This window comes from Anaerolineae bacterium (assembly GCA_016931895.1).
Lineage (GTDB): Bacteria > Chloroflexota > Anaerolineae > 4572-78 > J111 > JAFGNV01.
Window position 1 is genome coordinate 16,196 of sequence record JAFGDY010000315.1, and the last position, 13,798, is coordinate 29,993.

Below are 13,798 nucleotides of genomic sequence, written 5' to 3' on the forward strand. Positions count from 1 at the left end.
TTGACCACCGGCCGCAGAAAAAAATTATGGCAGTCGGCAGTCACACAGAGAGTGAGGTAAAATCAAAATGAGCGTTGAAGCAACTTACCAACAAATGAAGGCCAAACTGAACAAAGTGGTGCCCGATGTTGAATTGCGCTACAAGGCAGAATTGGCTTATCAAATCAACCAACTGAAAAAAGAGAAAAACGCGGTGATTCTGGGGCATAATTACATGGAACCGGCCCTCTTCCACTCCATCCCTGATTTCACCGGCGACTCCCTGGAATTGGCCCGCAAAGCGGCTACCACCGACAAAGACATCATTGTCTTTTGCGGGGTTAAATTTATGGCCGAAACCGCCAAAATTCTCAACCCGGAAAAAACCGTGCTACTGCCTGCCGAAAAAGCGGGCTGTTCCCTGGCCGCCAGCATTACGGCGGAAGATGTGCGGCAGCTTAAAGCCCAATTTCCCGGCGTGCCGGTGGTAACGTATGTCAACACCTACGCCGACGTTAAAGCCGAGTGCGACATTTGCTGCACGTCAAGCAATGCCGCCGCTGTGGTTGAATCTCTGAACAGCGATACCGTTATCTTTTTGCCCGATGAGTATCTGGCCCGGAATGTGGCCAAGGAAACCGGCAAACACATTATCTTCCCCGGCTTCGGCAATGCCATTGATCCTACTCTGGATTATCAAATGATTGGCTGGCATGGTCGGTGTGAAGTCCACGAAAAGTTTACCGTGCAGGATATTCAAAACGTGCGGCGACAATTCCCGGATGTGGCCATTTTGGCCCACCCGGAATGTCCACCCCAGGTGGTTGAGGCATCCGATTTTTCGGCCAGCACGTCGGCCATGATCAAATTTGTGCAACAAACCGATAAACCGCAATACCTGCTGCTCACCGAGTGCGCCATGGGCGACAATATTGCCGCCGCTAACCCCGATAAAGAAATGTTGCGGCTATGCAGCGTGCGTTGCCCTCACATGAATGAAATTACCCTGGAAGATACGCTCAATGCCCTCATATTAAACCGCTATGTGATTGAGGTGCCGGAAGATATCCGTGTCCGGGCCGCCAAATCTGTGGAGCGGATGATAGCGATTGGATAAAAAATGACTAACGACTATATTGAAACCGAAGTGCTGATCATTGGCTGCGGCATTGCCGGCGGCACCGCCGCCCTGCAATTGGCCGACGCCGGGGTCCAGGTGACGGTGGCCACCCGTACCTGGAAACCCCTGGAAACCAACACCTACTATGCCCAGGGAGGCATTATCTATCGCGGTGCCGACGATTCGCCGGAATTGCTGATTGAAGACTTGAATCGGGCCGGGGCGGGACACTGCAACCCGGAGGCGGTTGCGATTTTGGCTCAAGAAGGGCCGGACCTGGTGCGGCAAATTTTGATTGACAAAGTGAACGTCCCCTTTGACCGCACCTCGGATGGGGAGTTGGCCATGATCCGGGAAGGCAGCCACTCCGCCGCCCGCATTTTGCACGCCACCGACGCCACCGGCCGGGCCATCGAGCTAGAATTGCTCAAAATCTTGACCAAACACCCCCGGGTTACATTTCTCACCGGCCATACTGCGGTTGACTTGCTCACACCGGCCCACCACTCCCGGAACCGGCTGGCTATCTACGAGCCACACTCGTGTGTGGGAGCCTATGTATTGGACCAGGCAAGAGAAAAAGTAATTCGTTGTCTGGCCCAAAAAACCATCTTGGCCACCGGTGGCCTGGGCCAAATTTTCCTACGCTCCACCAATCCCTCCGGGGCGCGGGGAGACGGCCTGGCCATGGCTTATCGAGCCGGAGCGCGAGTGATCAACTGTGAATTTGTGCAGTTTCACCCGACCACGTTTTACCGTCCGCCGGCCCCGCACTTCCTCATCTCCGAAGCCGTGCGCGGCGCAGGAGCGCGTTTAGTAGATGAAAACGGCGAGCCGTTCATGCAAAAATACGACCCGGAGTGGAAAGACCTGGCCCCCCGTGATGTGGTTTCCCGCAGCATGCACCAGGAAATGCTAGAACGAGACGTGCATAATCTATACCTGGATCTGCGCTCTTACATCCCGGTAGATAAAATTCAAGAAAAATTTCCTAACATTTACGAAAGCTGCCTGGCGCAGGGGGTAGACATTACCCGCGATTTGGTGCCGGTGGTGCCTGCGGCGCACTATTTTGGCGGCGGCGTTTGGACGGATAAGTGGGGGCAAAGCACTATCAACAATCTTTACGCGGTAGGCGAAGTGGCTTGCACCGGCGTGCATGGAGCCAATCGCCTGGCCAGCGCCTCGCTGTTGGAAGGCGTCACCTGGGGCTACCGCGCGGCGCAGCGCATTATTGAACGCAAGCTGGGCCGGCAAGCCCCGCCTGATCTGGCCGATATCCCTCCCTGGCAGGATACCGGTCTCGACCCACCGGACCCGGCCCTCATCAGCCAAGATATGACGGCCATCAAAAACATTATGTGGAACTACGTGGGCCTGGTACGCACCACCCCCCGCCTGAAACGAGCCATGAGCGAACTCCGCCACCTGGAAGTGGAGATTGAAAACTTCTACCGCGCCTCCCGCCTTACCGACGGGCTGGTTGGCCTGCGTAACGCTGTTCGCGCGGCCATTATTGTTACCACTGCGGCGTGGGAGAACAAAAGGAGTATGGGGTGCCACTACCGCATCTAAACCGCCAGGCCCGCCGGGAAAAAGGGCTGGTCATCGTTAACACCGGCCAGGGCAAAGGCAAAACCACTGCCGCCCTGGGCGCCATGCTCCGCGCCTGGGGCCGGGGGATGAAAGTGGGGGTCATCCAATTTCTCAAACACGAAAAAGCCCGCTTTGGCGAAATCAAAGCCGGCGAAAAAATGGGCATTGACTGGATTTCCACCGGCGATGGATTCACCTGGGTCAGTCAAGATATGGATCAAACCGAGGCCAGAGCGATCCACGGCTGGCAACTGGCCCAAGAACGCATCGCCCGCGGTAACTATGACCTTTTGATTTTAGATGAGTTTACCTATCCCCTCCACTACGAATGGCTGGATACAAACGCCGTGATTGAATGGCTCAAAGCCAATAAACCTCCTATGCTGCACCTCATCATCACCGGGCGTCACGCCCCGGCAGCCCTGATTGAGTATGCGGATTTAGTTACTGAGATGCAAGAGATTAAGCACCCCTACCAGGAAGGCCTTAAAGCCCAGCCAGGAATTGAATTTTAGACTCCGGCTACTTGGGAGATGATCATCAACCGCATAGAAGCAGGTTGAATTTACATTGGGTATGGTCCCATCAAAACCCTACCGCTTAATGGCTAGGGTTTTGCTAGTTTTAACGGCGACTCGCTGCTTACCAGGAGAGATGTTGACGCTTCTCTTTTTAACCGTTGTGTACTATAATTTGGGGCGCAAAGTAAATAATTTTTCGAGTTAATATTTCAACTTGCCAGATTGGGTGACACATCTTGGGACAACTTATCTTGCCACGCACACTACCCTGCGCTTGAATCCGGGTTTAAGGCGATGGGTGGATGTGCGTTACCTATTATTAGGCGCACTTCTGCCGGATGCTACCCGCTTCACCATTATCTTGGTTGATGTGCTGGATTGGCCGGCGATCTCCACCTTCACCTACTTCATCCCGTTTCACAGCCTGCTCATCGTGGCCCTCCTGGCCGGAACAATAGCCCTGCTTATGCCAGCAGCAGGAAAAAACTGTTGCCGCGCTTTTGTCCTGATTCTGGCCGGCGCAATTGCTCATTTGTTGCTGGACGATCTGGAAGGCTGGGTGGGATGCGGCAGCACCACCTTTTATCCATTTTATTTTGGCAAGCCGCTAAACGGCTGGAATAGTGAAGGTGGTTTTGCCACATTTCTGTTGATTGTTTCGGCCCTGGCCATAGGGATTGCCTTGAGCCAACGCCAACGCCCGCCGGCGATTTCGCTGCAACTAACCCGCAAGCGAGTAGAGGGCGCTGCGGCTCTGCTCATCATGGCCCTGATCCTGCCTTTGTTTTTTCGAGAATGGATGATTGAGCGCAACGCCTACTTTTTGGGCTTTGTCCTCAATCCACCCGCTTTTGAAGGGCAGAGCGTTGAACTATGCTTTAGCGAGGTGATTGTGGCTGAACCGTTGACCATTGAAGAATTCGACACTCCATTTGTCCTGGACACTCCCCCCACCTTTGCCAAAGGAGAATGGTTAAGCGTGCGGGGGATTTACCAGGATGGGGTGATTCATCCCACCACCTTAATCCGGCATCAAGGTTTTTCGGATGTAATTTTGTCTTTAGCCGCTATCGTTGCTTTTGGGTTTTTGATGTTTGATTTTAGAGATTTGAAAATCCTTGGCTGGCATAACTTGTGGCCGCGGTCGGGTAAAACTCAAACTTGAGGGGAGTAATTTTTATGAACCTGGAAAAAAAACTTAAACGTAGTATTTTGATTGGCGCGCTCATTGGCGCGGTGCTGGGAGCCGGAACCGCTTACCTGTTGCTCACCGCCCCTTCGGATGAAAACGTTGATGAACCCATTACGGGCAAGGAGTTGCTGGGTTTGACCAGTTTAGCCGCCCTCCTGGTGCGGCGAATGGACAACCTGCGCCGTAAGTTATAGCAAAACAAAATAGAAAATAAGAATTAGAAATTGAAAGCGGAGTCCACAGCCTGCTTTCAATTTCTAATTTCTAATTTGAACCCCCTGGAGAAAAAATGGCTAAAAATCAAAAAGAACAAAAAATCGCCCCTCAAATAAAAAAAGTAGTGCTGGCCTATTCTGGCGGATTGGATACCAGCATTATTGTGCCCTGGCTAAAAAACAATTACGGCTGCGAGGTCATCTGTATGTGCGCCAACCTGGGCCAGGCCGAAGAACTGGACGGCCTGGAAGAAAAAGCTCTGGCCTCCGGCGCCGGCAAGTGCTACGTGGAAGACCTGCGGGAAGAGTTCATCACCCAATACATTTTCCCCACCGTGCGAGCCGGCGCGGTGTATGAGCGCAAATATCTGCTGGGCACCAGCTTTGCTCGGCCGCTCATTGCCCGGCGGCAGGTTGAAATTGCCGCCCTCGAGGGAGCCGATGCGGTGAGCCACGGGGCCACCGGCAAGGGAAACGACCAAGTGCGCTTTGAATTGACCTATCAGGCCCTCAACCCCAAACTGCACGTCATCGCCCCCTGGCGCGAGTGGAATATTGTTTCTCGAGAGGACGCCCTGGATTACGCCGTTGAGTACAACGTGCCGGTGGCAGCTACTGGCAAATCCATCTATAGCCGGGACCGCAACATCTGGCACATCAGCCACGAAGGCGGTATCCTGGAAGACCCCTGGCAAGAGCCGGAGCAAGAGATGTACCAACTCACCGTTGAGCCGGAAGATGCGCCTGATCAGCCAGAATACGTGGAGCTTGATTTTCAAGAAGGCGTTCTCAAAAAGATTGACGGCGTGGCCATGGGGCCAATCAGCTTGCTGGGTAAATTGAACCAACTCGGCGGGCGGCACGGTATTGGCCGGGTTGACATTGTCGAAAATCGGCTGGTGGGGATGAAAAGCCGGGGCGTGTACGAAACCCCCGGCGGCACCATTTTGTTGGAAGCGCATCAAGCCCTGGAGCAGTTGTGCCTGGACAAAGAAACACTCCATTACAAACAACAAATTGCCCTCAAATACGCGGAGCTGGTTTACAACGGCCAATGGTATACACCCCTGCGGGAAGCGTTTGACGCTTTTGTCAACGCCACCCAGCGCAATATGACCGGCACCGTCCGCCTAAAACTGTACAAAGGAAGCGTCATCCTGGCCGGGCGCCGGTCGCCCTACAGCCTCTACCGCGAAGATTTTGCCACCTTTGGCGAAGAAGATGTTTACGACCAAAAAGATGCGGAAGGTTTCATCAAACTCTTTGGCCTGCCTATGAAAGTAGAAGCCATGCTGGACATCGAGGGGGTCAGGCGTGGCCTGTATGAGGAGCCGGATTACAGCAAGTTCAAACGAGATTAACCTTTTGCGCCTCTCAAATACAAATACAAAACCGCCATGACGCAGGAGTAAACATGCGCGGTATAGCTTTGAAATTTTGGGATGATTCATAACTCTGTTGACGCTTTTTCACCTGACGAACGACAAACGACCATTGACGAACAAAAATAGCCGGATGTCCGCCATTTTCTTGTCGTTGGTCATTGGTCGTTCGTCGAAAGTGTAAAATTAATTCTTGTGTTTTATGAACCATTCCGAATTTTTTACTGGATTTGAGACTCAAATGACCCAACTCTGGGGAGGCCGCTTTAGCGGCGTTACCAACGCGCTCATGCGCCAATTTCAAGACAGTATCTATTTTGACCTTCGCCTTTGGGAAGCCGACCTAGACGGCAGCGTGGCCTATGCCAGAGCATTGGCCCGCGCCGGAGTTATTACCCAGGCCGAAGCCGACGCACTACAAAATGGATTGGCGCAAATTCGAGCCGAATTTTCCCAGGATCGTTTTGTGTTAAAAGACGGCGACGAGGACATCCACACCGCGGTAGAACGCCGCCTTAAAGAGTTGGTTGGCGAGGCGGCGGGTAAGCTGCACACGGGGCGATCGCGCAACGACCAGGTGGCTACCGATACCCGGCTGTGGTTGAAACGGCAAATCGTCGCGCTCCGAACCCATCTGACCAATCTACAACAGGCTATTCTGGCCAAAGCCGATGAACACATTGATGTGATTATGCCCGGTTACACCCATTTACAGCAGGCTCAACCGGTGCGCCTGTCTCACTGGCTGCTCAGCTACGCCTGGATGCTGCAACGCGATAAAGAACGGCTGGACGACCTGACCTGCCGGGTGGACGTGCTGCCCCTGGGCAGCGCCGCCCTGGCCGGCAATCCCTTTGCCCTTGACCGCCAATTTCTGGCCGCTGAGCTGGGCTTTGCCGCCATCTCGGCTAATAGCATGGACGCCGTGGGCGACCGGGATTACCTGGTGGAATTCCTCAGTTGGGCCGGCCTGCTGCAAATCCATCTTAGCCGATTGGCCGAGGATTTGATCATCTACAGCAGCCAGGAATTTGGCTTTGTGGAGATTGACGATGCCTACGCCACCGGCTCCAGCATTATGCCCCAGAAAAAGAATCCCGACTCGCTGGAACTAATCCGGGGCAAAACTGGGCGGGTGGTTGGCGCGTTGACCGGCCTGCTGACCATGCTCAAAGGCATGCCCTCAACCTACAACAAAGATCTACAGGAAGACAAAGAACTTCTCTTTGATACAGTGGATACGCTCAACATGACTCTGCCCATTGCCACGGGCGTCATTGCCACCCTCAAAGTCAATGAGGCCCGCATCTACGAAGCGATGGACAGCACCATGCTGGCCACGGAACTGGCCGATTACCTGGCCGGCAAAGGGATGTCCTTCCGCGAGGCGCATCACCTGGTAGGCCAAATTGTACAGCAGGCCCTCGCCCTGGAACAATCGCTTGACTCATTTCCCTTGACCGCCTATCAACAATTCAGCCAACTTTTTGACCATGAGGTCTACGAGTGGCTCACGTTCAAACATGCCGCCGACCGACGCGCGATTCCCGGCGGCACGGGTGAGGCTGCCGTACGCGAGCAGCTTACTTCACTGCGGGAGCTAGTAGAAACAAAAACAAAAGTGAAGGCGACATGAACAGACATAGACCAAACAGAGCCCGTTTTATGAGACAACATCACAGACCAGACTGGCATCGTTTTTTAAAAAAATACCGCGGCCAAATTAACGTCGTTATTATGCTAGCGGCCATCAACCTGTTTACAGGAATCATGTCGGGTGAGTTTTGGCCCTGGTTTTTGATCCCTGCCTTCTTCATTATGGGCTTGCCCATGATCCAAGATGCGGCCAACCTCCTGCTGGGCGAAGAAGAAGATGAGGAAGAAGAAGCTGGGGAAGAAGAGGCCAGGCAAGAATCCAGGGAGCAACCGGCCGCGGTAGAACCGGCCCGCACCCAAAAACATCAAGTTAGCCCGGCCATTCAGGCTCATCTGGACAAAGCCCGCATTTACAAAGAACAAATCGAAGCCTATATCCAGGCCACTGCCGACCCGCACAGCCAGGCCCGGCTGCAAGATTTATCAAACCAGATTCAGGAGTGGACCCAAGCTATCGAGGAGATGGCTACCCGGATTGACCGCTTTCAACAAAACCGCGTCATTCGCCAGGATTTGGAAACGGTTCCCGACTCCATTGAAAAACTGGAGGCTCAACTGGCGGGTGAAACAGACGAAACCCTTCGCGCCGAACTGGCCCGCACCCTGGCCAACCGTAAAAACCAACTCGTCACCCTGCAACGGCTGCAAAACACCATGCGGCAGGCTGAGATAAAAATCGAGAGCACCCTTGCCTCCCTGGGCACTATCTATTCGCAGCTACTCACCAGCCAATCTACCGACCATGTGGCCGATTATAGTCGCCTGTCGGCTGAAGTGAATGAAGAAGTACGTACCCTACAAGACCATCTGGAAGCCCTGGAAGAGGTCAAACTGGGGCGATCATAACCATAAATTTCTCAGCCGCCAAGTTTTATATTTTTCACTCTCTGGTATAATACCAATGGTTACGAAAGGGGAAAAATGAAAATATCTCCCCTTTTTTATTGTTTGACCCTTACGGTCACATCGAGAAGGAAGAATGACCTTGTTCAAGAAGTTTTTACCTCTGTTATGCCTGGCCGCGCTCGGGCTGTGGTTGACCGGCCCGGCCTACGCCCAAGACCCACCAGAAGGTCCGCTGCCCACGCTTGACTGGCAAGAACTACCCACCGAAAAATTCATCATTGTTTACGCCCAGGGCGTCACACTAGAAGGACAGCCGGTGGATTGCCCCGCCTGCGGCCTTGCTCCCGCCGAATACTACGCTACCCTTGTTGATGAAATCTACACCGACTTGGCTGCTGTTTTCAACATTGAATTGCAAACACCCCTTAACCTGCGCCTCTTCCCCACCGAAGAGAGCTACTTTCAGGTCAATCCCCTGGCCAGGGAGTCGGGCGGGGTGGTGGCCCACTCCATGAACGATACAGAAGAAATAGCCCTGGCCTTGCCCCGCACCGAGGGTTGGGCCGAGGAAGACCTGACCAACAACATCCGCCACGAAATCACCCATCTTTTTGCTTCCGCGCTATCAAACGGCAAACTCAACACCGGCTTTCAGGAAGGTATTGCCCAGTATCTGGAAAAGCCAAACGAAAAAACCGAAAAAAAACAAGATTTACTGCGCCAGGCTTATGAGCAGCAACGCCTCTTAACCTGGGCCGAATTGGACGACGCGCAAAAATTTTATGGCGACCCCCAGGTAGCTTATCCCCAGGCGTTCTCTATGGTTTCCTTTTTGATTGACCGCTACGGCCTGGCCAATTTTATAACCTTCATCAAAACAACGGCCAACGAGCCTGGTTATCGCAGCGCCCTGGAGTCTGCCTACAACATCCCGGCTGATGAATTGGAAGCCGAATGGCTGGATTATCTGCCCCAATATTTTGATGGACGCTGGCAGATCAACGCAATTTACGCTTACGACTTGAGCCGGGTCATCGAATTGGTCAATAAAGGCGCCTATACCGATGCCGAAACTGAACTAAGCGCCATCATCACTTTACTCCAAACAACGGAGCAAACCGACACGCTGGCCGCAGCCGAGTCCCTCCTGACCCGTATTCATCAAGGCCACAGCGCCGCCGCCTTTGCCGACCAGTCTCGGGCGGCCATCCAGGCCGGTAATTACGTCCAGGCTATTGAACTGGGCCACGCCGCCATTGCTGCTTACCAACAACTAGGGTACCTAGAGCGTATCCCCGAAATTCAAAATCACATCCACCGGGCCAACATTGGCCTGGAGGCGCTCGACCAATTGAGCCAGGGTGAGGCAATGCTGAACACGTTGCGCTTTTTTGAAGCAGAACGTGAAATCTACCAGGCCACCGTTTTGCTGCAATCCCTAGGTAATCAAACCGCCGCCCAACATGGCATTGAACTGTTGCAACAATCGGCTCAACGCCAGCGGATGCTGGCTTACGCCTTGGTGACCGTAGGCATTGCCATTTTACTGTTCAACGGCCTGCGCCGGCTCTTCAATCGCCTGAGTGCCACTCCCCTTGAGGTAGAATTGACATGACCGCCGAAACCCAACCTCTCTTCTTAAAATCCTTGCAACAACTTCAAACCGCCTTTTGGTTACGCCGGGCCGCCCACTGGGTGATCCGCGCCGCCTGGTTAGCCCTGCTCGTCCCCACCATTTTTATGGCCGGTTACCTGTGGCTAAACTGGGAAGTGCGCTGGTATTATTGGACGCTGCCCATGCTCCTCATTGTCTTACTTTCTTTGCTCTGGTCTAGCCGCCCCATTAGCCGCAAACGCATTGCGTGCCGTTTGGATGATCGCCTGGAACTGCAAACCCGTTTAACCACGGCCCTTGAAATAAGTGATACGCCCCAAACCCACAATCCGGTGGAGCAGCATCTTTTACAGGAAACCGAAGAAATCACTGCCACCCTGCGCCGGGGGGTGCCTCTTGTCAACCGGACCCTGTGGGTGGAAATACAAGCCCTTATTGCCGTTGCCGCGATACTGGGCGCCCTACTGATGATTGACTCCCTGGCGCCACGGATTCCGCAGGTCAATCCAACCGACCTGCCCGCCACCTGGAAAGAACCAAGCGCCAGCGAGGTGCTGCCTTCGGAAAATCCGCCGCTGGCTCAATCCATTGCCCCGGAAGACGTGCAAACAGACCCGATGCACGAAGAGGATTTTCAAACCGCCCTGCGAATTTTGGCCGACGTATTGCGCGACCATGCCGTCACCCATTCCATTGCCGAAGCCATTGACGATAATGACCTGGAGCGGGCCGCTCAAAATTTGCGCCGCCTGGCCGATCAATTGGATAACCTCTCACCAGAAGCGCGGGCCGAGTTGAGCAATCTATTACAGGAAGCGGCCGACAAAATTGGCAACATTGCTCCCAGCATCACCGATCCCCTGCAAGCCGGCAGCGCCGCCCTGGACAATGACGACCTGCTGCAAGCCGGCCAGTCTCTGGAAGAGCTAGCCCGGGTTTTGGAGGAAATTGAAGATTCGCCGGCTGAAGTGGCCGAGTACAAAGAAGTGGCCGAGGAAAATATTCCCGCGCCCGATCCCCTACAAACCGAACAAAGCCCCGCTTCTCCGCAAGACGACACAATGGATGACAACCCCATTGAGAGTGAAACAGAGCAAGACGAACAGCCCACCGAAGAAGAACGCCTGGCTATGGAAGGCGACCCTTTGGAGTTGGAAAGCGAGGCCGAATCCGAAGAAAGCGTGGTGCAAGAGGCCGATCCTGACGCCGAAGCCGGTGATGCCGAAGCCGAAGATGCTCCCTTCACCCGCCAGCCCCTCGACGCGCCGGCCCAACAACTGGGCCGCGATCCCTTGATCTATCCCTGGGAAAAACGGGAAGTCATTAGGCGGTACTTTACGCCGTGATGCTAAAATGCTAACCGGAAAAGTGTTTGATTGCTCGATAAAGAGGATATGGCAAGCGTAGGGAAAATCATCGTTGCCATAGGCGTGTTGCTGGTGGTTCTTGGCCTGGGGCTATGGTTTTTTGCCGATAAATTCAGTTGGTTTGGCTATCTCCCCGGTGACATCCGGGGCGAGCGGCCAGGATTTCGCTTCTATGCTCCCCTCACCAGTATGCTCATCATTAGCCTTGTGCTTAGTATTATCCTCTCTGTTTTGGCCAGGCTCTTTAAATAGTTGACCGTTCAAAGTTAGTTGACCGTTCAAAGTTGCCAACACAAGAACCCCCACTATCGTTTAATGGGGGTTCTTGTGATTCTTGCGGCAGCCTGCCTTTTACGGCCCGCCTTGTATTTCAAGCTCGTATTCAAGGGGTCCAATATCGTGATTGTATATTTTAACGTAATAAGTGTGTTCTTCCATCAATTGGCCCCGCCACAATACCTGTAGACTTTTTACATCTTTGGTCTCGTTGGGAGAGGTAGCGCTGGTACCTAATGGTTCAAGTTCGTCTGTTGTGCCGCGTGTCCAAATTTGCAGTTGGTCGGCGGGATATATGGCAAAATCGGCGTGGCGGGCGCGGATGTCGTCCAAAGGGGTGTTGGTCAGGTAAAAGATGAAATCATGTTGGGGTGTGGTGTCGTTGTAGGAATCTCGATAGTAAAATTCGTACCAAATTTCCTCACCGGCGTCCAACGTGCCTTTGGTGGTGCCAATTTTGAGCGGGATAGATTCGGGAGGGGATTCACCGGGGACCGGCGGCTGCATCGGGCGGGTGGGCGGCGAAGCTTCCGGTTGGGACACGCGCCCGGCAGTATCGTCGGCCTGGTGAAGGGTAGGATTGCCCAATTCGGCATTTTCCACATCATCCGGGAACAAGTAATAGTCTATTACATCCACAGTGCCGTTGGTGACTTTAATGAGATAACGATCGCCATCAACCAACGAACCGGACCAAAGGCGCTCGCCGGTATTGGGATCCTCATCTCTGGAAACCCACGCGCCATCGCCAAAGTGGGCCATATAGTCGGCATCGCCCCGCTCCCACACATGATATTGGCTGGCCGGGAATAATTCAAAATTAACGTAGTGACTCGTGTAGCCGGTGCGGGGAGTAAAGAACATGGTCAACGCCATATCCTCAATCAAATCTTCATCCAAATCATCTCGCCGCAGCGAATACCAGTGTTCGCCATGAGGAGCCAGCCGGCCGCTGTTTACATTGTTCAGGTCAAGTTCCAGAGGATTATTGGGATAGATATTCACCGGCGTATAATCTACCTCGGGTTGGATCGGTTCGGCAAGGGTTGTGGTTGAGCCGTCATCCTCGTCATCCCCAGTATTGTCATCATCGGTGCGCAACTCAGGATTTTTAACCGTTTGCGGCGGAATAGCCAGCCAGCCCAACGAGTCGGCTTGAATGAGCCATTGGGCCGCCGATTGAGCTTCCTGGCCTTCGATAGCTTGCGCAATCAACGTCCATAACATTTGAGGATCGGCTTCGTGGGGATCGGGGATGGCTTCCGGCAGCGTATCTGCCGTAACAATCCAGCCCACGGCCTGGGCTTCTTGCATCCAAATAGAGGCCTGGTCGGCCGTCATATTGTCTACGGCCATGGCGGTCAGGGTCCAGGCCAGTTGGCGCGTATTGAGGGCCTCGGCATTGCCAATGGTTGTCTTAAAGCTGGCCGGCACGGCCCGAGACAAAGCCGGTTGTTCCGCTTTAGCTTCCAGGGCATAATCCAGAGCAAAGGGGGAATCATTAAAAACACGCACATAGTAGCGCTCTTGTTCGGCCACACTGCCTGTCCAAAAAGACTCGGCCAGGCTTTGATTGGTAGTTTTTAAAGGAGAACGTAACCCTAACCCCACTACTTCTTGCGGATCGGCCGGGTTTTGAAACCAAGAGCCGGCAGGTTTTTGGGCCAACACCTCAAAGTTGACCTGGGTGGGACTGATGAGCGCCTCGCTCTCGTAGCGTAAAGCCAGAGAAATCCAAGGGATCTCAGCATCGGCAAAGTTGTTTCGCGTATAGGTATACCAATCCTCTTCGCCGGGGTTGAGATGATCTACATTGACTCCTTGGCCGAGGGAACGAGCGTCTTGAGCAGAGTTGCCGCTTGGAGCGCTGAAAGAGAAATCCAGCAGGTTGGGGCCGGGATTGGTGGTGGCAAACACCGGCACGGCAACAATAAGCAGCGCAATGATCACCAGGCTGTAACCAAACAGCGTTTTGTAAGTTAACTTTGATAAAAAGGTCCGTTTCATTTTCATCCTCCGTTCTACACAACAAA

At 53.6% G+C, this 13,798-nt stretch carries 12 protein-coding genes; 11 read left to right on the forward strand and 1 reads right to left on the reverse strand.

Annotation, left to right across the window (positions count from 1 at the left end; translation table 11 throughout):
• Positions 1–67 precede the first annotated feature (67 nt).
• From nadA to JW953_24015, 11 genes are all read left to right on the forward strand, one after another.
• Positions 68–1,096: a quinolinate synthase NadA gene (nadA, locus tag JW953_23965; GenBank protein ID MBN1995763.1), complete on the forward strand. Its 1,029-nt coding sequence runs from the start codon at positions 68–70 to the stop codon at positions 1,094–1,096.
• Positions 1,097–1,099: 3 nt separating this feature from the next.
• A complete protein-coding gene (nadB, locus tag JW953_23970; GenBank protein MBN1995764.1) occupies positions 1,100–2,674 on the forward strand; it encodes an L-aspartate oxidase in 1,575 nt (524 codons plus the stop codon).
• Entirely contained in the window at positions 2,632–3,210 is a 579-nt protein-coding gene (gene cobO, locus JW953_23975) for a cob(I)yrinic acid a,c-diamide adenosyltransferase (protein MBN1995765.1), read from the forward strand. Before nadB ends, cobO begins: the two co-directional genes overlap by 43 nt.
• 310 nt (positions 3,211–3,520) lie before the next feature.
• Complete coding sequence (locus tag JW953_23980; protein ID MBN1995766.1) at positions 3,521–4,381, forward strand: metal-dependent hydrolase; 861 nt, start codon at positions 3,521–3,523, stop codon at positions 4,379–4,381.
• Positions 4,382–4,395: 14 nt separating this feature from the next.
• Entirely contained in the window at positions 4,396–4,602 is a 207-nt protein-coding gene (locus tag JW953_23985; GenBank protein ID MBN1995767.1) for a hypothetical protein, read from the forward strand.
• Positions 4,603–4,697: 95 nt separating this feature from the next.
• Entirely contained in the window at positions 4,698–5,984 is a 1,287-nt protein-coding gene (locus JW953_23990; GenBank protein MBN1995768.1) for an argininosuccinate synthase, read from the forward strand.
• Positions 5,985–6,246: 262 nt separating this feature from the next.
• Positions 6,247–7,641, forward strand: coding sequence for an argininosuccinate lyase (argH, locus tag JW953_23995; GenBank protein MBN1995769.1), 1,395 nt, complete (start codon positions 6,247–6,249; stop codon positions 7,639–7,641).
• Positions 7,642–7,775: 134 nt separating this feature from the next.
• Positions 7,776–8,507 carry a hypothetical protein gene (locus JW953_24000; protein ID MBN1995770.1) on the forward strand — a complete coding sequence of 244 codons (732 nt, stop codon included), beginning with the start codon at positions 7,776–7,778 and terminating at the stop codon, positions 8,505–8,507.
• A 133-nt stretch (positions 8,508–8,640) separates the two neighbouring features.
• A complete protein-coding gene (locus JW953_24005; GenBank protein MBN1995771.1) occupies positions 8,641–10,122 on the forward strand; it encodes a hypothetical protein in 1,482 nt (493 codons plus the stop codon).
• On the forward strand, positions 10,119–11,468 hold the full coding sequence (locus tag JW953_24010) for a hypothetical protein (protein MBN1995772.1): 1,350 nt from the start codon (positions 10,119–10,121) through the stop codon (positions 11,466–11,468). The genes JW953_24005 and JW953_24010 overlap by 4 nt, the downstream gene beginning before the upstream one ends.
• A 48-nt stretch (positions 11,469–11,516) precedes the next feature.
• The gene (locus tag JW953_24015; protein ID MBN1995773.1) at positions 11,517–11,741 is read left to right on the forward strand and encodes a DUF2905 domain-containing protein; all 225 of its coding nucleotides are present in this window, start codon (positions 11,517–11,519) and stop codon (positions 11,739–11,741) included.
• Between the two features lie 99 nt (positions 11,742–11,840).
• Here JW953_24015 and JW953_24020 read toward each other — a convergent pair whose 3' ends face one another.
• On the reverse strand, positions 11,841–13,772 hold the full coding sequence (locus tag JW953_24020; GenBank protein MBN1995774.1) for a hypothetical protein: 1,932 nt from the start codon (positions 13,770–13,772) through the stop codon (positions 11,841–11,843).
• Positions 13,773–13,798: the final 26 nt, after the last annotated feature.